At 34.9% G+C, this 18,862-nt stretch carries 16 protein-coding genes and 2 tRNA genes; 6 read left to right on the top strand and 12 right to left on the bottom strand.

Annotated features, from left to right (window positions below):
- From PHI88_01505 to PHI88_01480, 6 genes are all read left to right on the top strand, one after another.
- Window positions 1-191: RtcB family protein (locus PHI88_01505; protein ID MDD5551817.1), on the top strand; the 191-nt coding region annotated here is incomplete at its 5' end.
- A 30-nt stretch (window positions 192-221) separates the two neighbouring features.
- Complete coding sequence (locus PHI88_01500) at window positions 222-776, top strand: LemA family protein (protein ID MDD5551816.1); 555 nt, start codon at window positions 222-224, stop codon at window positions 774-776.
- 106 nt (window positions 777-882) lie between these two features.
- On the top strand, window positions 883-1,788 hold the full coding sequence (locus PHI88_01495) for a M48 family metallopeptidase (protein MDD5551815.1): 906 nt from the start codon (window positions 883-885) through the stop codon (window positions 1,786-1,788).
- A 2-nt stretch (window positions 1,789-1,790) separates the two neighbouring features.
- On the top strand, window positions 1,791-1,937 hold the full coding sequence (locus PHI88_01490) for a hypothetical protein (protein ID MDD5551814.1): 147 nt from the start codon (window positions 1,791-1,793) through the stop codon (window positions 1,935-1,937).
- 5 nt (window positions 1,938-1,942) lie between these two features.
- Window positions 1,943-3,382 carry a hypothetical protein gene (locus PHI88_01485; protein MDD5551813.1) on the top strand — a complete coding sequence of 480 codons (1,440 nt, stop codon included), beginning with the start codon at window positions 1,943-1,945 and terminating at the stop codon, window positions 3,380-3,382.
- A gap of 7 nt (window positions 3,383-3,389) precedes the next feature.
- Window positions 3,390-4,331: an NGG1p interacting factor NIF3 gene (locus PHI88_01480; protein ID MDD5551812.1), complete on the top strand. Its 942-nt coding sequence runs from the start codon at window positions 3,390-3,392 to the stop codon at window positions 4,329-4,331.
- A gap of 1 nt (window position 4,332) precedes the next feature.
- On the opposite strand, the gene PHI88_01475 is transcribed toward PHI88_01480, so the two are convergent.
- From PHI88_01475 to dnaJ, 12 genes are all read right to left on the bottom strand, one after another.
- A complete protein-coding gene (locus PHI88_01475; GenBank protein ID MDD5551811.1) occupies window positions 4,333-4,836 on the bottom strand; it encodes a hypothetical protein in 504 nt (167 codons plus the stop codon).
- Window positions 4,837-4,904: 68 nt separating this feature from the next.
- Window positions 4,905-6,641 (bottom strand): DUF2207 domain-containing protein, encoded by a 1,737-nt coding sequence (locus tag PHI88_01470; protein ID MDD5551810.1) that lies wholly within the window; start codon window positions 6,639-6,641, stop codon window positions 4,905-4,907.
- Window positions 6,642-6,670: 29 nt separating this feature from the next.
- Entirely contained in the window at window positions 6,671-7,507 is an 837-nt protein-coding gene (locus tag PHI88_01465; GenBank protein ID MDD5551809.1) for a TatD family hydrolase, read from the bottom strand.
- 98 nt (window positions 7,508-7,605) lie between these two features.
- Window positions 7,606-10,236 (bottom strand): hypothetical protein, encoded by a 2,631-nt coding sequence (locus tag PHI88_01460; protein ID MDD5551808.1) that lies wholly within the window; start codon window positions 10,234-10,236, stop codon window positions 7,606-7,608.
- 174 nt (window positions 10,237-10,410) lie between these two features.
- Window positions 10,411-11,796: a methionine--tRNA ligase gene (gene metG / locus PHI88_01455; GenBank protein MDD5551807.1), complete on the bottom strand. Its 1,386-nt coding sequence runs from the start codon at window positions 11,794-11,796 to the stop codon at window positions 10,411-10,413.
- 86 nt (window positions 11,797-11,882) lie between these two features.
- A complete protein-coding gene (locus PHI88_01450) occupies window positions 11,883-13,142 on the bottom strand; it encodes an endonuclease Q family protein (protein ID MDD5551806.1) in 1,260 nt (419 codons plus the stop codon).
- A 7-nt stretch (window positions 13,143-13,149) separates the two neighbouring features.
- Window positions 13,150-15,816, bottom strand: coding sequence for an AAA family ATPase (locus PHI88_01445; GenBank protein MDD5551805.1), 2,667 nt, complete (start codon window positions 15,814-15,816; stop codon window positions 13,150-13,152).
- A 97-nt stretch (window positions 15,817-15,913) separates the two neighbouring features.
- Complete coding sequence (locus PHI88_01440; GenBank protein ID MDD5551804.1) at window positions 15,914-17,068, bottom strand: trypsin-like peptidase domain-containing protein; 1,155 nt, start codon at window positions 17,066-17,068, stop codon at window positions 15,914-15,916.
- 118 nt (window positions 17,069-17,186) lie between these two features.
- Window positions 17,187-17,276, bottom strand: a tRNA-Ser gene (locus tag PHI88_01435).
- Window positions 17,277-17,317: 41 nt separating this feature from the next.
- Window positions 17,318-17,405 (bottom strand) — tRNA-Ser (locus PHI88_01430).
- A gap of 4 nt (window positions 17,406-17,409) precedes the next feature.
- On the bottom strand, window positions 17,410-17,658 hold the full coding sequence (locus tag PHI88_01425) for a GIY-YIG nuclease family protein (GenBank protein MDD5551803.1): 249 nt from the start codon (window positions 17,656-17,658) through the stop codon (window positions 17,410-17,412).
- Window positions 17,659-17,726: 68 nt separating this feature from the next.
- On the bottom strand, window positions 17,727-18,812 hold the full coding sequence (dnaJ, locus tag PHI88_01420) for a molecular chaperone DnaJ (GenBank protein MDD5551802.1): 1,086 nt from the start codon (window positions 18,810-18,812) through the stop codon (window positions 17,727-17,729).
- Window positions 18,813-18,862: the final 50 nt, after the last annotated feature.

Raw genomic sequence — 18,862 nt, 5'->3', positions numbered from 1 at the left:
CAACAAAAAAAATATTAGAAGAAATGACAAATAAAGGAATTTTTGTAAGGTTTTCGTCGCCTCGCGGGCTCGTTGAGGAAGCACCAGGGGCTTACAAAAACATCGATAATGTGATAAATATAGTACAGAATGCGGGTTTATCAAAAAAAGTAGCTAAACTTAAACCCCTGGCAGTAATTAAGGGAGAATAAAGGTCGTAAATAAATAAAATTATAATTATTATGACTTGGTTAATAATTGTAGGAATAATAGTATTTTTGCTTATAGCAGTTATCGCTGGAATGTATAATAGTTTGGTTAGACTAAAAAACAGAGCAAAAGAAGCATGGTCAGATATTGATGTTCAACTTAAAAGAAGACATGATTTAATACCAAACTTGGTAGAGACAGTAAAAGGGTATGCAAGCCACGAAAAAGAACTTTTTGAAAAAGTAACAGAAGCAAGAGCAAATGCGATAAACGCAAAAAATCCCAAAGAACAAGGAGAAGCAGAAAATATGTTATCCGGGACTTTAAAAAGCCTTTTTGCGGTTGCTGAAAATTACCCGGACCTTAAAGCGTCACAAAATTTTCTTGAACTCCAAAGAGACTTAAGAGATACAGAAGATAAAATCCAGGCCGCAAGAAGATTTTATAACGGAAACGTCAGGGACTTGAATATTAAAATAGAAAGCTTTCCTGCAAACATTATTGCTTCGATTTTCAGATTCAAACAAATGGAACTTTTTGAAATTGAAGAACCGGGAGAAAAGGAAAATCCAGAAGTTAAATTTTAAGTCTTTATTAAAAGCCCCGCGGTGGCAATGCCGTCGCGGGGTTATCTCCGTTTTAAAGTCAAAAGTAAATTTCTAAAAATTTAGAAAGTTTTTAAATTTCAATAGCATGGCAACATTATACACGCACGCAGAATCAAATATTAGAAAAACCTTCCTGTTAATGACTTTTTTTTTAATTTTCGTAATCTTAATAGGTTGGATTTTAAGTTATGCCCTGGATAACTATTTTATCTTAGTTATAGCTGTTGTTTTTAGCATAGTCCAAAGCTTTATCTCTTATTGGTATTCAGATAAAATTATTTTAAAAACAACAAGAGCAATCCCCGTCACAAAAGAAAACGAAAAAGAAATATATAGAATTGTTGAGAATTTATGCATTACAGCGGGATTGCCAGTACCAAAGATATACATTATCGAAGAAGCTCAACCAAACGCTTTTGCAACAGGGCGAGATAAAGACCATGCTGTAATTGTCGTAACAAGAGGACTTCTTGAAAAATTGGAAAGAAGTGAAATTGAAGGCGTAATTGCTCATGAATTATCGCATGTAGGAAATAAAGATATGTTACTTCAAGCCGTAGTTGTAATTCTTGTTGGGGTTATAGCGCTTCTTTCAAATCTTTTTTTAAGAATAAGTTTTTTTGGAGGAGGAAGAAGAAATAACGATTCTGGAGAATTTGGGCTTATTTTAATGGCTCTTGGACTAATAGCTGCCATTTTAGCACCAATCGCAGCAACCTTAATTCAACTTTCAATTTCAAGAAAACGAGAATTTTTAGCTGACTCAACTGGAGCACTCCTTACAAGATATCCCGAAGGCTTAGCAAGCGCGCTTGAGAAAATTTCAGAAGACGAAACACCATTAAGAGGAGCAAGTAATTCTAATGCGCATCTTTTTATTGCAAATCCTTTTCGTGGAAAACAAAAGAAAAGCTGGATATCGAAATTATTTATGACCCACCCACCAATCGGAGAAAGGATTAAAGCACTACGTGACATGAAAGTAGAATAAATATGAAAAATAAAAAACAATTGCCAAAATCAATAAGAAAATATATTAGAAAAGGAAAATCCCGGATCCGCCGGGAAATTTTAAATATAGAAGATCAAAATAAAAAAATAGAAGAATTAACAGAAAAATTTTACAAGAACAAGAAATAAATATTATGGGTCAAAGAGAAAATATAAAAAAAATAAAAGACGGTGCGAAGAATAATCAGGGATTTGATATTGTAATTATTGTTTCTTCTAATAATAACTCGAAATATTGGGAAAGGAGATTGCGTTATACTAGAAAAGAAATTTTGCCCAAGAAAACAAAAATAATATGTATTGAAGAAAAATGGAAAGATGAAGATGGCGCAGGACAATTATTAGGTACTTTAAACGCGATAAAATTTATAAAAAGTAAACTAAATATAGAAAAGGAATTAAGAAAAGGAAAAACTGTGGCAATGTATCATACAGCAGGAAAAGGAAAAAGAATGGCACCGCTTTCCGGAACAGAAAAGAACAATAAGCCCGCTATAAAATTACCAAAACCAATTAAAGTTGGAAACAAAAACAACCTTATATCCTTACTTGAGGCTGTAATCTATTCGACTCAGATTTTTGCAAAAAGCAGAGAAGGCAGATTGTGTGTCTTTTGGGGAGATCAAATAATAATTCCTTCAAGAATATCAAAAATTGAAACTAAATCCCCTGTTGAAATTTTTGGCGTGAAACAAAGAATTAAACTTTCAAAAAAAATATGGGAAGAAAATTGGAAAATGTATGGAATTTTAATCCCGCAAAAAGAAAATGCATTACAGCGTGATAAATTATCATGGCAAGAAATAATAAAAATAAAAAGGAAAGGAACTCTAAAAGAGAAAAATGGGAAAATAGGTTTTTTAAAAAGCGCTGGCTGCTTTTCGATAAACTTAGAATTTCTTAAGTCACTACTTCAAGAATTTTCAAAAGATCTTGAAAATAAAAATAAAAAAATTGACACCGATCCGGGTTTGTGGATGCCAATAACAATAGAAAAACCAAAAGAAGGTAAAAATTATTGGGAAAGGATTAATAATTTTAAAAAAAGATTTATTTTAAATACAGGAAATAAAAATATAATTTCTGCAAAAGACTTAGGAAAGAATACGATTTTTTGGGATTATGGAAATATTTCTTGCTATTATAAAAATATTTTAAAAATAATAGAAAAATCAAAAGAAGGAAAAGTGGCAAGATTATTTTTCGGTGTTGAAAAGTATTTTAAAAATAATTCTCTTTTTGTAAATTCAAAAACCAAAGGCATTACCAAAAACTCTGTGATTTTAAATTCAGAAATTAAAAGCGCCAACCTTCAAAATTCAATTGTCATAAATAGTAAAATAAAAAAAGTAAAAGGTAAAAATATGCTTTTATATTATATTCAGGAAAAAGATGAAATAAAAACATTGAAAGACGAGATAATTACTGATATAAAGATAAAGGATGGCGAAATAATAAGAATGAAAACAAAAATTTCAAGGGATAGTAAGGAAGATTGGGAAGTAAAATTACCAGAAAATCCCCTATCTTATAGTGAAATAGAAAAAATAGTCTCAAAAATTAATATAAAATAAAAATTACATGAAAATAAAAGAAATATATAACTTGGCAGTAAAATTGGGCACAGAAGCTGACTTTCGTAAGAAAGAAAAAATCAAAAAAATTTTAGAAACAAGAAAAAATAAATTCAAAAAGTTAGAAGAAAAAGATAAAAAATATTTTGATAAAGAAAGCTTAGAAAATCCATACTCTGACACAAGAATTTTGAACACATCAAAAGATAAAGAAATAAAAAAAATTCTTGTTGGTATTGATATTGAAGTCGCTGACTTGTTATTAGCTAAAGAGATTAAAGCAGACCTTGTAATTTCTCATCATCCTTTAGGAAATGCTCTTGCCGGACTTTCTGAGGTTATGGAACTACAAGCCGATGTTCTTTCTGAATACGGCATTCCTATAAACGTAGCGGAAAAACTTCTTGAACCAAGAACTTCTGAGGTTTTTAGGAGTCTTTCACCGCGAAACACACAGAGAGTTGGGGATGCAGCAAAAATATTGGGAGTTAATTTAATGTGCGCACATACTGTCTGTGATAATTTAGCTGCAAATTTTTTAAGAGAAAAAATGGAAAGAAAGAAATTTGAAAGAGTAGAAGAGCTGATGGAAGAATTCGAAAAAATCCCAGAATATCAAAGGGCAAAAGAGCAAAAACAAGGACCAACTTTATTTGCTGGAAAAAAAGAAAATTACTGTGGAAAAATTGCTTTAACAGAAATTACAGGAGGCACAGAGGGTAATCCAAAAATATACGAATGGTTGGCAAAAGCCGGCGTTGGAACAGTTATTGGAATGCATGCTTCAGAAGAACACCGCAAAGAAGCTGAAAAAAATTATCTAAATGTTTTAATTGCGGGACACATGTCCTCTGATTCTTTAGGAGTTAATCTTTTCTTAGATAAATTAGAAAAACGAAGAATAAAAATTATTCCCTCTTCTGGCCTAATAAGGATATCTAGAAATTAACTTATTTTTCGTAGTATTGCTTAACTAACTTATTAAACTCTTTTATTGTCTTTGGATCTATTCCAAGATCTGGATCGTCTTCTAAAGGAAGCCAATTTAAAACTGGTATTGGCCATCCTTCCTTTTTTTCTTTTGAAAAATAAGGAGGCGAGACTATTCTAAAATAAGGTTTTTCTTTAGAAGTTACGATTACTATTTTTGCTTCCCAATACTTCTCAAGATATTCTTTTTCAATTAACAAAACTTCCTCAAGCGATTCTGGATCGCTTCTAAACTTAACTTCAACAAAAAATGCTTTTGCCTTTTTAGTAAATACTAAAAAATCGGGTATCGAAGATAGTTTTTTACCAGTTTTACTCTCCCACTTGAAAGAAGCCTCTGTCTGCTCCAGCTCCTGTAAAAGAGATTTCTGGCTAGTTAAATAAACATGCACTTGGTTTTTCTCAAGTAATTCCCTCATTAAATCCTCTGCTATTTTCCCTTTCAGAATACTTTGTGGATCCATAATGTTTTTTATTTTTTGTTTTTTTGTTTTTTTGTTTTTTTGTTATTAGTCGTTTGCTGTTAGTTTTTTTACCAGCTTCCGCCACCGCCGCCACCAAATCCTCCGCCAGAAAATCCGCCGCCGCCGCTGAATCCAGAACTCCCAGAAGCTGCAGCGCTCGCTCCTCTCATTGAAGAAGAAAAACCGGAGTCGAAACTGGAAATACTATTTGCCATTGCAAAGGCGGTATAACCTCCAACCCAAGTTCCCTCATACCATTCGGGTTTTGGAATTTCAATACCTTCAAAAAGTTTTGCCCATTCTTTCTCAACCCCAAAAACAATAGCATAGGGTAAATAATCTGCAAATTTTTCAGGATTGGCTTCGGGCGAGAAATGAAATTTTGCCCTATCTTTCTCAACAACTGATAAAAACTCTTTAAAGCCAAGTAATTTGTCTTTAACCTCTCTACCTTCTTTTGTAAGCTTTGGCATAGCCCGTCCGAAAAGAACAACAATTAAGCCAGAGACAATTATGCTTATAATATTTAATCCTGTTGTGCGTGCCAAAATAATCATTGGGGCGACAAAAACACCTATTAAAAACATCCCTTTAAAAATCGCTTTTGATATGGCCTTTGATGGTTTTTCAGAAAAATAACCCTTCTTAACCACTGAGTCCATCACCATACTTTTAAAATCTTGAATCTTTGTAGGTAAACTTGTACTTTTTTTAAGATCAGATAAACTGATGCTCCCGGAACCACCAAATAAACCATTTACAAGATCTTTCTCGTAAATTGATAATTTCTCTTCTGAAAAATTATCTTGTTTTATTAATTCCCAATCTTTTGATTTAAAAACCCCTAACTTTTTATTTTCAACTTCTTTAATTTTAAAAGATCCTTTTCTTGCAAGGTCAATGATTGTAGCTGTAATGCCCTTATTTTCCACTCCTTCTTTTACAACTGCTTCTGCCTCAACGGGTCCTACTCCTTTTGGCGGCTCATACTCTGCGATAATTGTTCCCCTACCTTCTGGATCTTTTCCTTTCTTGCGCCATAAAAAGAAAAACCAAGGAAAAACAACAAAAGGCAAGAAAATTAAAAAATTATTAGCTAGAAATTTCCCGAGTTTTTGTAATACTGTTGGTTCTTTTGTAATGTTTTTTGGCCAACCAACAACTATAGTTAATCCTTCATAAGTATTAAGAATTCTTTTTGTCTTAAATATCACTTCTTTTCCTGAAACAATTTTTTTCTCACATGCTGATTCTTTTGAACCATATTTACCGGTGAAGCAAGCAAGCTTCCAATTTTCTTCTTTTATCTCTTTTGGTAAAGTTACGCTTGCGCTTGCTAAATTTATTGGAATTTTCCATTCGTCCCCCGTGACATTCCAATAAAGTTCATCGTGTTCTTCAAAAAAATTAACCGCACCAGAAATATTATATGTAATTTTGTAAGTTTTAACTCCGGTAACTGTGCTGTTAGGATCCCCAATTTTTACATAAACATTATTACCTTCGCTTCCTGTCTCATATTTATACACCTTCCCCTTCTCATCAATAACTTTCCTTATTTTTATATCTAGTTTTATGGTTCCTTTATCGGTTTTATATTTATAAGGAATATATCTATAGATTCCATGGCGCATTTGAGCGTCAAAATTATAAATTATGGTCTCTTCAACTGCTATATCAGAATTCTCTTTAATTTGAATTTTCTGATTAAAAGAGTTGATATTTTCTGCAAAAACAAAAAACGGCATAAAAAATAAAGCCGCAATTAATAATGATAAAAAATATCTAAAAAATATCTTTCGCATGTTTTTATATTTTATCAAAAAAGTTTCTTTTACAAAAGATTAAATAATTTATTTGCATTTTCGGTTGTAATCCTTTCTATCTCTGCATTTTTGACATTTTTAACTTTTGCAATCTTTTCTACGATATATTTTATATTAACTGGCTCATTCCTTTCCTTTTTAATTTTTGGTGGGGTCAAAAAGGGACAATCAGTTTCAACTAACATTCTTTCCAATGGCGTTTTTTTAATAATATCGTCAAGTTTTAATTTAAAAATTATACCATTAAAACCAATATAATAACCCATTTCAAGAAATGCTTCAGCTTCTTTCCAGTTTCCGCAAAAACAATGCAAAACTCCGCCGAATTTATGTTTTATTCTTGAAAGTTCTTCAATTAAATCTTCATATCCGAGACGACAATGCAAAATCAAGGGTAACTCAAATTCCCTTGCAAGACTAACCTCCTTCCTGAAAAGTTTTATTTGCTGTTCTCTAAACTCATTCATTTTTTTCTTTGTCTTTGGTTTTGACCAGTAATCAAAACCAATTTCTCCAACAGCAACTACTTTTTTCTGACTTTTTAAAATTAGCTCTCCGTATTTTTGATAATCAAATTCTTTTTCAAAAGAAAAATCGTCATTTATTTCGTTTTTATCACGATATATCTTAATCAATCCTGTTTCTAAATTTATTGGATGAAGACCTACGGAAGCAAAAACACCTTCTTCATTTTTATTTGCTATCTCAACCGCTTTTTTTGAAGTTAGATAGTTTGTGCCAACATTAATCATCCAGATATCGTTCTCTAATGATTTTTTTATCACTCCGTCCCTATCTTCATCGTAAGAAACAAAATTAAGATGTGCGTGTGTATCTATTAACATATGTAATAAATCTATCAAAATTTTAAATAAAATAAAAGCCGCTCGTATACAAGACGAGACGGCTGATCGATACTCATAAAGAACGATTTTGAGAACTATTATCCATTAGGATGGAGCCTTTTGTACTCATCCGAACTCATTATAGATTCCCGAACCTGCTGTTCGGTCATTCCAGCTTTCATGGCGTTCGTAAAAGTAGAAAGACCATCATCATCAGGAGCCCTATAAAGTAGTTCTTTATAGACTTTCCAGATTATCGATGCTCGGTAAAACTCCCAGTAGATATCAGTCTCTGACATAACTCTACACAACATAGCATTTACGTAAGCGTTATGCCCTTGAACATCCTGATCATAGCCAAACATGGTCACAAACACATAACTGACGTATCGATCACAGTATTCATACGAATAACGAACACTGTTTGTCACCTGGGTAGGATTCATTGCTCCCGTCCGCAAAGCGTTCAGGTGAGCATCATATCCACCAGGATCCGGTTCACGCCCCAGCCAGCGCCGATACAAAAGCTTGACCATATTTGAATATCCTTCCGAGAGTCCAACTATACAAGCTCCTCGAGGATATAGGGTAAGATTAAGCGCTGCTCCAGCATCAACATTCCAACAATCAACAAATCCCAGCTCGCTATTTTGCAAAAGCGAGGCGGCATCTGATAATACTTCATTGTGCCCTTCATAACCATAAAATCCCAAGATTTCAAAAAATCCCGAAATCGTAGTGGCGTTAAAAGAACACTTTGAGAGCCAAGTCTCGTCTGCCGAAGAGGTAACACTATAACCGTAAGCCCTTCTACACACATTCAAAGCATAGTAATGGGACGGAGCAACATTAACGAGCAAATCCCTTATAAGGGCATCACCCGTTCCATTGCCATTGGGGTCGTAACTGTCGGTGAGGAACAGCGTTAATAATCCATCAAAGATCACAACGCTCTGGTCCGACCAGTCCGGAAGAGCATAAGAAAGACTCACCGGTAAATATCCGAATCGCCGATAGGCTCCCTTTAGGGTTTCTTTAATTTTGTTTGCCTCTTGGTAACAAACATCCGCTTTTTGAGAGTCTCCCACGGCGAGGAACATCTCCGCACAAGCAATATAATTGGCAAATTGCTTGACAGCAATGTATGTATTCTCTGAGGCCTCCCCCAAAGAACATGTTCCTCCGCTCGCTGCTTCATAGTCAAATGTCGTTTTGTATGCGTTATAGTGAACTATTCCACTTCCAGCGGACCGAGCCTTCAGCGACGAAATGAATTCCCATGTCCGAGCCAACTTTTGCTGCATAAAAGCAATATCCCCGCTCTTCTTCCAATAAAAGTGCAAAAGAAGGTTCCTATTAAGAATCTCCTCCACTCCCATATTGAACGGGTAGACTTGGCCCGGAATAACCTGAGTTTCAACTCCCATGTCATGCTGCAAGTAAATGCCGTATTGATCGGAAAGCACATAAGCTTCCCACTCTTCGAGCTGTTTTCGAAGAGCCTCAATTCCTTCCTGAACTTCAAAGACCGCCGTATCGTGGCCAACGTCTATTGTACTCAAAAATTGGCAGTCGCCTCCCTCGCTAACATAGTAATATACATTGCCATTACGAGGGTCATAAACCATCCACCCATTGGCAAGATAATTCTGGATGGCCATGGAGATTATAAAGTCCAGCATGGAATTGCCTGTCATATATTTTGCAGCAAAGGCGTTGGTTTTAGCCATGATTTCGTCTTTGTTTGAAAAAGCATAATCAATCACCTGATTCACGCCCGCCTGGTTTGAGCCAGCAGGAAAAAGTTTCCCATAAAGGAACCTCATCCAGCCACCACGAGAAACATCCTGCATTACGTCTCCGCCATTGTACCCGGCATATACCAAACGAATTATCTTTTCCTCTCCTGGACGAAGTCCGAAAGGAACCGAAAATCCGCCGGCATTCCAAATACTGCTACCAACGTGGCAATTTGGCAAAGAACTAGTCGCAGCAAAGTAATCAAAAATGCCATCTCCATATCCCCAGGTTGCTGAAGGATCTTGAATCGCAAGCGCCCGCAATCCGCCATTGTCACTAGGAACCTGATAGTAGATTGTCTTTGTATTCCCGTTTTGAGCATAGCCAGTAGCGTAATCAATGCTAAAGAACATTTTTCCGCTTTGATATACGCCGGTATTGTTGTAAAGCGCTACTTCTTTGTAGAAAAACGGCGCAAGGCTGATTTTCATATTAGGATTATTTATATCCTTAGAAAAACCAGCAAACGGGCTAATCGTCGCCACTGATGTGTAGACCTGAACGTCATTTGTTCCTGGCCTACAATGAGCTCCATAAAGCCGACGCCTGTCAGGCATCACCTCAATTTGGGTATTATCCCAGTATGGAGTCCATTCTTGGTCTGAAGGATCAAAACGTTGAATTGAACCATCAGAATCAAGACGCGTGCCACAGATTATTGAAGTGGGCGGTCCATCTCTCGTTATCCCCATGCAGCTGGTGTAGTATTTGAACCTGCCAAGGTCAAAATGTGCATTACAGTCAAATCCGCTACCGGGACGAGCAAGTACAAAACCTGTCCGCGTTTGCCCTTTCTCATAGTGGAGCCATCCGCTCGCCTGCGCTTTAGGAACAAAAACAGCAATCAAAGAAATGATTAAAATGCCTATAAGTGCGAAGTAAAGTATATTTCCTCTCGCTCTCCACAAAAAACCAAACATTCTTTTCATTTCAAACACTCCAATCTTTTTTAGTTTTATTTTTTTCCTTAACCTTATCCGATTTATATGTCAAAGAGCTATCCTCAAACTCCCTATTAATTTTATAATTGAAAAATAGCATTTAGTCAATATCATTAAAAAAGCCACTCTAATATTAATAAATGACTTTTCTTAGTTTAAAAACTAAATTCTCAGAAAAAGAGATTTTCCTCTTTTTTCTTTTAATTGGTCCAATATCTTTTCTGAAGTTTTTGGTAAAAATGGTTGTAAAAATTCTGAAATTTTTGAAATAGCATATAAAAGGTCACAAATAACCTCTTTGTCTTTTGTCTCCCAGGGTTTTTTTTGTTCAATATATTTATCGCAAACACTGATTAGTTCCCAAATTTCTGCCAAAGCATCATTAAATCTGAAATTTTCCAAAGAATTCTTATAATTTTTTTCTATTTCCTCAATTTTTCTTTTAAGTCCATCATTTTTTATCCTTGGTTTATTGTCGCCATCTGTTAATTTTAAAACCCTTGCAACTAAGTTCCCAAGGCCCCTCGCAAGATCAGAATTATATCTTTCTTCAAACTTCTCGTAAGTAAAATCACCATCTTCAGTTGATGGAATCTCACGCAAGAGAAAATAACGAACAGCATCAGTACCATATTTAGAAACTAACTCGAAAGGATCTACAATATTTCCCAGACTCTTTGACATTTTCTGTCCATTAACATTAATAAATCCATGGACCAGTATATTTTTTGGTCTTGGTAAATCCAAGGCAATCAACATTGCCGGCCACATTAAGGCATGAAATCTAAAAATATCTTTTCCAACACAATGAACATCTGCCGGCCAACGATCTTTTGGATAAAGATAATTTAATAATGCTTCAAACCAAACATAAATTATCTGGTCAGGATCTCCAGGAACAGGGATACCCCATTTTAATTTCTCTTTTGAACGTGAAACACTAATATCTTCAATGCCCTGATCGATGAAGCTTAAGATTTCATTTTCCCTTGTTTCTGGAATAATTTTTATATCACCCTTTTCTATTTCTTCTTTAACTTGCTTTGAATATTCTGAAAGACGAAAGAAATAATTTTCTTCTTCAATTATTTCTGGCTCTTTTTGGTGATTCGGACATTTCCCATCAACTAAGTCTTTTTCTTTTACAAACGCTTCACATCCTACACAATAAAGTCCTTTATACTTTTTTTTATAAATATCTCCTTTCCCTAATAATTGCTTCCAGACTCTTTCAACTGTTGGCCAGTGTCTTTTTCTGTCAGTTGTTCTTATAAAATCATTATTTGAAATATTTAAGGCGTCTTTAAGATTTTGAAATTTTTCTGAAATTTCATTTGTAAATTGCTCGGGTGTCTTGCCGGCTTCCTTGGCAGCTCTTTCAATTTTAGAGCCGTGCTCGTCAGTGCCTGTTAAAAAGAAAACGTTATCTCCTAATAAACGATGATATCTTGCCAAAACATCTGCCTGAATTGCCTCTAATGCAAAACCAATGTGCGGAGGAGCATTTGTATAGGCAATACTTGTTGTTATGTAGAATTTCTTTTTCATATTAATTCTAAATTTTATCATTTTTCCCAAAAATAAAAAACCCATCATCGGGTTTTAAATATCTTTTAAATAATTAATTTAAAATTTTAAAATAAGGTGTTTTGAGCGGCTTTTTTTTCTTCTTCTGCTTCAAAAAGGCTTACTTTGCCAAATTCCCCATCATATCCTGGTAAGATCTTAATATTTTGATTTCTTACAATTTCAATCCCTTCTGCAATTTCAGGTGAGATTTTTTTGATTTCTTCAATTGAAACATCAAGTAAAATATCAAACTCACTGCCAAAATTACTAATTAATGACTGATATTCGTTGTCAACAAACTTTGAATTTGCAGAACTTTTACCAAAGACTTCTGCAATTATCTCTGGTAAAGGAACAATTTTAACAAAAGGGACTGCTGTTTTGGGCTTATAACCTAATTCCCTATCTGCTAATTCATCAACCCGGGATAGAACACCAACAGTTAAAGGCCTTCTGCACACGGGACAAATTCCACCATGACTTTTTCTTTCTTCCGGGGATAAACGCACCTCACAATTTCTATGACCGTCAAAATGGTATTTCCCCTCTTCTGGAAAAAATTCAATGGTTTTTATTAAGTTAAATTGGCTTTTTTCTTTGCCTCCTTTTTTAATTCCATCTGCTATAATCTGATAGTTAATATTTTCTCCCTCAAAAATGTTAGCTTCTCTGCCAAGTTTTTGCGGTGAATGGCTATCAGAATTTGAAATTAAAGTATATTTATCAAGCGCGGACAGTCGCCAATTCATCTCCGGATCCGAAGAAAGTCCAGTCTCTAAGGCAAAAATATTAGGAGCTAAATCCTCAAAACATTCTTCAATAGTATCAAAACCAGAACGCGAACCGAATAAAGAAAACCAAGGAGTCCAAATGTGGGCCGGAACAATTAAGCATTCGGGGGAAGAATTAAAAACAAGTTTTGCAAGATCCTTTGCATCCATTCCTAAAATTGGTCTGCCATCGGACTTTAGATTTGAAGTCCATGAAAGCTGGGTGTTAATTCTTTCAATTGCTTTAATAGAAGGAGAAAAAATCATTATGTGAATTTTCCTAACCTTGTCATTTTTTGTATAAATACAGCTCAGTTCTGTCGTTAAAATAAATTTCACTTTTCCATCACTTCCTTTTAATTTAAAAAGTCCTTCTTCAACGGGCTCTAATTTTTCTTTTATTTCTCGAAGCCACTCTGGATGCGTAAAATCGCCAGTTCCTAAGATAGAAATGCCTTTTGTCTTTGCCCACTTTTCAAGATTTTCAAGATCGGTTTTTTGAGATGTGGCTCTTGAGTATTTTGAATGAATGTGAAAATCTGCAATATATCGCATAAGAATATTAAACCCTTGCCATTTCTCTTTTTCTTGGTTTCTTGGCTCTTTTTACTGCGGTTAAAATCTCTATTAAGCCGTCTTTGACGTCTATCTTTACCTTACCCCCCTCTTTTACCTTTCCTTCTATAATCATTTGCGCTAAAGGATTCATAATAAGATTTTGGATTGTTCTTTTGAGCGGCCTTGCACCAAAATTCTCATCAAAACCCTCTTTTACGAGTATTTTTTTAGCTTCTTTTGATACTATAATTTTAATCCCCTTTTCTTCAACTCTTTTTGCTAATTCTTTAACTTGCAAAGAAACTATTTTCTCAAGATCTTTTTGGGTCAGATAATTAAAGATAATGACCTCGTCCAACCTATTTAAAAACTCTGGCTTGAAATAATCTCTTAGTTTTTCTTCTATCTTTAATCTTAATCTTTTCCTTGATTGTTCTTTTATATCTTTTGCCTTCTTTTTTTCTTCTTCAAAACCTATATCTTTAGTCTGGGCAATCTCTTCAGATCCAATATTTGAAGTCATTATAATAATCGTATTTTTAAAATTAACCACCCGACCCTTGGCATCTGTCAACCTGCCCTCGTCAAAAACTTGAAGTAAAATATTGAAAACTTCAGGGTGCGCTTTTTCAATCTCATCAAAAAGAATAACACTATACGGTCTTCTTCTAATTTTTTCTGTAAGCTGTCCTCCCTCTTCATGACCAACATATCCTGGAGGTGAACCAATAAATTTCGCTACAGTGTGTTTTTCCGTATATTCTGACATATCAACTCTGACCATTGCATTTTCATCATCAAAAAGAAATTCAGCTAATGCACGAGCAAGTTCTGTTTTTCCAACTCCAGTTGGGCCAAGGAATAAAAATACGCCTGTTGGTTTTTTTTCTTCGGCAACTCCGGCACGAGAACGACGAATAGCGTTTGAGACTGCTTTTACTGCTTCTTCTTGATCGACAATTCTTTTATGAAGTTCATTTTCCATCCTGACAAGTTTCTTACTTTCTGACTCAAGCATTCGCTCGACTGGAATTCCTGTCCAACGAGAGACAATTCTTGCGATATCTTCTTCGGTTACTTCCTGCTTTAAAACTCTCTTTTTACCCTGGAATTTTTTAAGATCTCTTTCTAATTTCTGAAATTTTCTTTCTGTTTTTGGAATTTGATCATATCTTAATTCTGCAATTTCTTGTAACTCTCCTTTTTTTTCTGCAACTTCTGCTTCTTCTCTTAATTTTTCTAATTTCTTTTTTGTTAACTTTATATTTTCAATAATTGATTTTTCTTTTCTCCACTGAATTTCAATTTTATCTCTTGCCTCCTGAAAATCCGCTAATTTCTTTTCTACTTCTTTTAATCTTATTTTTGAAGTTTTTTCTTTCTTTAGGGCCTCTTTTTCGACTTGCAACTTCATCATCTCCCTTTTAATATTATCTAATTCTGTCGGCTCTGATTCAACTTCAAGACGCAGAGCTGAAGCTGCTTCATCCATTAAGTCAACTGCTTTGTCTGGCAAAAACCTGTCTGAAATATAACGTTTTGATAGACTAACAGCTGTTACAAGGGCAGAATCTTTTATCTTAATACCATGATGTAACTCATATTTTTCCTTAATGCCCCTTAGTATGGCTAAAGTGTCTTCAATTGTTGGTTCTTTAACATAAACTGGCTGAAATCTTCTCTCAAGCGCTGGGTCCTTTTCAATATATTTTTGATATTCCTTAAGAGTAGTTGCACCAATTGCACGAAGCTCTCCCCTGGCTAACGCAGGCTTTAAAAGATTAGAAGCATCAATAGCGCCTTCGGCCGCACCTGCGCCAACTAAAGTATGAAGCTCATCAATTGATAAAATATATTTTCCTTTGCGTCTATTTATTGCCTTAAGGAATGCCTTAAGTCTGTCTTCAAATTCACCCCTATATTTCGTTCCCGCTATCATCGATCCAAGATCAAGAGAGATGATTTCTTTGTCTTTGAGACTCTCTGGTACGTCTCCAAAAGCGATACGTTGTGCCAATCCCTCAACAATTGCGGTCTTACCAACTCCTGCCTCTCCAATTAAAACAGGGTTATTTTTTGTTCGTCTTGAGATAACCTGGATTACTCTCCTTATTTCTTCTTCCCTGCCAATAACAGGATCTAATTTTTTTTCACGGGCTTCTTTGGTAAGATTTCTTGAGAATTTATCAATTACCTGATACTTTGCCTCTGGCGTCTGATCAGTAACTTTTTGTCCACCTCTTATATCTTTAATTACCTTCAAAACATCATCGTGACTTACATCTACAAGAATTTCTTTCACCCTGCTGCTACTTCCAATAATACCCAAAAACAAATGTTCAACCGAAATAAATTCGTCTCCCATTTCTTTTGCCTCACTCTTTGCTCTATCCATAACTCTTGCAAAATCTTGAGTCAGATAAACTTGCCCCAAAGAAGACTGCCCAAAAACTCTTGGCAAAGCAAGTAAAAAATCATCTGTTTTGGACTTTATTTGAGAAACGTCCTTACCAAGCCTTCTTAAAATTACATTTACAAACCCTTTTTCATCCTCTAACAAAGCCGCAAATAAATGCAAAACATCTATCTGTTGATGTTGCTTTCCACTTGCTATCTCCTGGGCTCTCTGAATTGCTTCCTGCGCTTTAATTGTAAAATTTTGACCGTCCATGTTAGATAATTATTTTAGTTTAATTTTATTAAATAAAATTGAAGTAAATTATAAATTCTTGCATCCCGCCGAAGTTTTAACGTAGGCGGATTACAAATTATTGTTTTTCTTGAAGTGTAACTCCAAGAAAGATTTGTTTCCCGTTTCTTAAAACTTTTAATTTAATTTTATCGCCAACTTTATAAGAAAGAATAACTTTACTTAATGTATTTTTTTCTGTTATTTTTTTTCCATTGATTTCTAAAATAATATCGTTTTCTCGAAGCCCTGCTTTTTCTGCGGCACTCCCAGATACCACAGCGATTCCATTATTATCCTTTATAACTAATGCTCCGTAATTTACTGATAAATTTTGCTCTTTTTTTATTGTGTCATTTATAATTGTGTGGTTTACTCCCAAAAATGGATAAGATATCTTTCCTGTTTTCTCTACCTCGCTAATGGCATTTTTAATGCTATTTATTGGTATTGAAAAACCAATATTCTCAGCGCCCGAGGCCATAGCAGTGTTTATTCCAATAACCTCGCCTGATAGATTTAAAAGCGGCCCTCCCGAATTTCCTGAATTAATTGCAGCATCTGTCTGAATAAGTTCCTGCAATTCTTCTGTTTGGGCTGAAGTTAAATTTCCTGCTGTAATAGTTCTTCCTATTCCAGACACCACTCCAACCGAAACAGTATTTTGAAATTCTCCAAGGGCGTATCCGATTGCAATTACACTCTGCCCAACCTGAATTTTATCTGAATCTCCCAGCTTTACTGTTGTAAGATTTTTGGCTTTTATTTTTAAAACTGCGATATCTTGCGAAGGATCTCTTGCTAAAATCTCTGCTGAATATTTCTTCCCGTCGGATAAAACAACTGTGTAATCAACTCCTTCTGTTGAAACTACATGTTTATTAGTTAAAATCATGCCATCGGATGAAATAATAAATCCAGTCCCTCCTCCAACTTGCTGCTCTTTAGTTCCTTTCTGTCTGTATTCTGGAAGAAACTGATAAGGAGAGGACCAATATTCTTCAAAGACCGGAACATCTTTTGTTAAAATTACACTAACCACTGCGGGAGATACTTTCTTTACGGTATTTATAACTGCTTTCTCTTCACTTGTTGAAACTTTAGCTGTTGTTGTTTCGATATTTTGAGTCGTAGGAAAAATTGATGGATAAAGTTTTATACCTAATATAGCTCCACTAAAACCAAAAACCAACGACAATATTATTAATATAACTATAAATTTTTTGTTCTGCATGTTTTTGAAAAATCTGCGGAGGGGGAGGTATCCTTCATCAAGATTTCGGAATACCAATTTACTCCCAAAAATCCTCGCCAAATCTACAAAATAGCCATTCCGTAGCTTTAGCGAAGGATGGCGGAGGGGGAGGGATTCGAACCCCCGGTGACATTGCTGCCACAATGGTTTTCAAGACCATCCCATTCGGCCGCTCTGGCACCCCTCCAAAAATCTTAAAAATGAAATGTCCCGTAAAGCTCACTAAAGCGGAAGGGGTGGGATTTGAACCCACGAGCCGCTGTTTAAGCGGCACGGGTTAGCAACCCGTTGCTTTAAACCACTCAGCCACCCTTCCTTGTTTATTTTATATCTTGTAATAAATATCTTATTCTCTCTTTTCCTCTGCCTGATTTTAAAAACAACTCTTCTCTTTTCGCATCTTTTTTTGAAATAAACGCTTCGTAATATATAAGATGCCACGGACCATTGTTTTTTGTAAAAACTGAATTTCCCAAATTATGCTCTTTTATCCTTCTTTTTAAATCATCAGTAACTCCCTTATATAGTTTACCATTTCTGGAACTCTTTAAGATATATACATAAAACATAATAATTTCTATCTACTCCCAGCCCTAGGCTGGTCGGCCTTGGGCCGAAGCCACGCCTCCGTATTAATTTAAAGTCCTTCTTTTTTCAAATCTTCTATAATCTTTTTTTGTTTTCTTGTCAATTTTGAAGGGGTTTTAACATTTATTTTAACATACATATCGCCTTTTCCTCTTCCATGAAGATGTGGGATGCCCATACCTTTTAATCTTAACAATTTTCCATTTTGAGTTCCAGCAGGAACCTTAAGTTCAATCTCTCCTGCTAAAGTAGGTACATCTTTTTTTATTCCAAGAGAGGCCTCTGAAAAACTAGCATCAAGTTCATAATAAATATCATCTCCTCTTCTTTTAAACTTGGAATGTTCTGCAACGTAGAATCTTACATAAAGATCCCCTGATTTTGCCATTCTCCCGCCTGCTTCACCCTTGCCTTCTATTTTTAGCGTTTCTCCGTCAGAAACCCCAGCAGGAATTGAAACTAAAATTTTTTCTGTTTCTCTTAACCTGCCCTCTCCACCACATTTTTGACATTTCTTTTCTGGAATTTCGCCCTTGCCAAAACACTGAGGACAAGTACTTGTTTTTGCAAATGTTCCGAGAATCGTTCTTTTTACTTCTTTGACTGTACCCTGGCCTCCACACGAAGGGCATCTTTTCATTTCTGTCTTTAGTTCAGCCCCGCTTCCCTTACAACGCTCACATTCTACATTTTTTGCAAGATTAATTTCTTTTTCTACTCCGTTTAAAACCTCCTCTAAGGTAATTTTAACGTCAACTGCAATATCTTTTTCTTTTCTTTCTCTTTTTCTTGAAGAAAAAGGAGAAGCTCCGCCAAAAAATCCCTCAAAGATATCTTCAAAAATTGAATTATCAAAATTTCCACCGAAATTATTAAAATCAAATCCGGCTTGGGAAAAAGGATTTTGTCCTCCCTGAAATCCCGCCTGGTCAAACGTACTTCCAAACTGATCGTACTGCGCTCTTTTCTCTTTATTTCCTAAAACCTGGTATGCTTCATTAATCTCTTTAAATTTTGTCGAATCTCCCCCCTTATCTGGATGATGCTCATGAGCTAATTTATGAAAGGCTTTTTTTATTTCTTCTTGCGAAGCGCCACTGGATACTCCTAAAACTTGATAGTAATCTTTTGCCATTTTATTTTAATATTGCTATTTCTTGCATTATAAACAATGATATTTTTAAT

The organism is Candidatus Paceibacterota bacterium, assembly GCA_028716825.1.
Classification (GTDB): Bacteria; Patescibacteriota; Minisyncoccia; order Minisyncoccales.
This window is presented reverse-complemented; position numbering and strand designations above follow the sequence as displayed.

Excerpts from the sequence above, each read along its gene's own strand:
- PHI88_01500 (MDD5551816.1), top strand. The coding sequence starts at position 222 with ATGACTTGGTTAATAATTGTAGGAATAATAGTATTTTTGCTTATAGCA.
- PHI88_01495 (MDD5551815.1), top strand. The coding sequence starts at position 883 with ATGGCAACATTATACACGCACGCAGAATCAAATATTAGAAAAACCTTC.
- PHI88_01490 (MDD5551814.1), top strand. The coding sequence starts at position 1,791 with ATGAAAAATAAAAAACAATTGCCAAAATCAATAAGAAAATATATTAGA.
- PHI88_01485 (MDD5551813.1), top strand. The coding sequence starts at position 1,943 with ATGGGTCAAAGAGAAAATATAAAAAAAATAAAAGACGGTGCGAAGAAT.
- PHI88_01480 (MDD5551812.1), top strand. The coding sequence starts at position 3,390 with ATGAAAATAAAAGAAATATATAACTTGGCAGTAAAATTGGGCACAGAA.
- PHI88_01475 (MDD5551811.1), bottom strand. The coding sequence starts at position 4,836 with ATGGATCCACAAAGTATTCTGAAAGGGAAAATAGCAGAGGATTTAATG.
- PHI88_01470 (MDD5551810.1), bottom strand. The coding sequence starts at position 6,641 with ATGCGAAAGATATTTTTTAGATATTTTTTATCATTATTAATTGCGGCT.
- PHI88_01465 (MDD5551809.1), bottom strand. The coding sequence starts at position 7,507 with ATGTTAATAGATACACACGCACATCTTAATTTTGTTTCTTACGATGAA.
- PHI88_01460 (MDD5551808.1), bottom strand. The coding sequence starts at position 10,236 with ATGAAAAGAATGTTTGGTTTTTTGTGGAGAGCGAGAGGAAATATACTT.
- metG (MDD5551807.1), bottom strand. The coding sequence starts at position 11,796 with ATGAAAAAGAAATTCTACATAACAACAAGTATTGCCTATACAAATGCT.
- PHI88_01450 (MDD5551806.1), bottom strand. The coding sequence starts at position 13,142 with ATGCGATATATTGCAGATTTTCACATTCATTCAAAATACTCAAGAGCC.
- PHI88_01445 (MDD5551805.1), bottom strand. The coding sequence starts at position 15,816 with ATGGACGGTCAAAATTTTACAATTAAAGCGCAGGAAGCAATTCAGAGA.
- PHI88_01440 (MDD5551804.1), bottom strand. The coding sequence starts at position 17,068 with ATGCAGAACAAAAAATTTATAGTTATATTAATAATATTGTCGTTGGTT.
- PHI88_01425 (MDD5551803.1), bottom strand. The coding sequence starts at position 17,658 with ATGTTTTATGTATATATCTTAAAGAGTTCCAGAAATGGTAAACTATAT.
- dnaJ (MDD5551802.1), bottom strand. The coding sequence starts at position 18,812 with ATGGCAAAAGATTACTATCAAGTTTTAGGAGTATCCAGTGGCGCTTCG.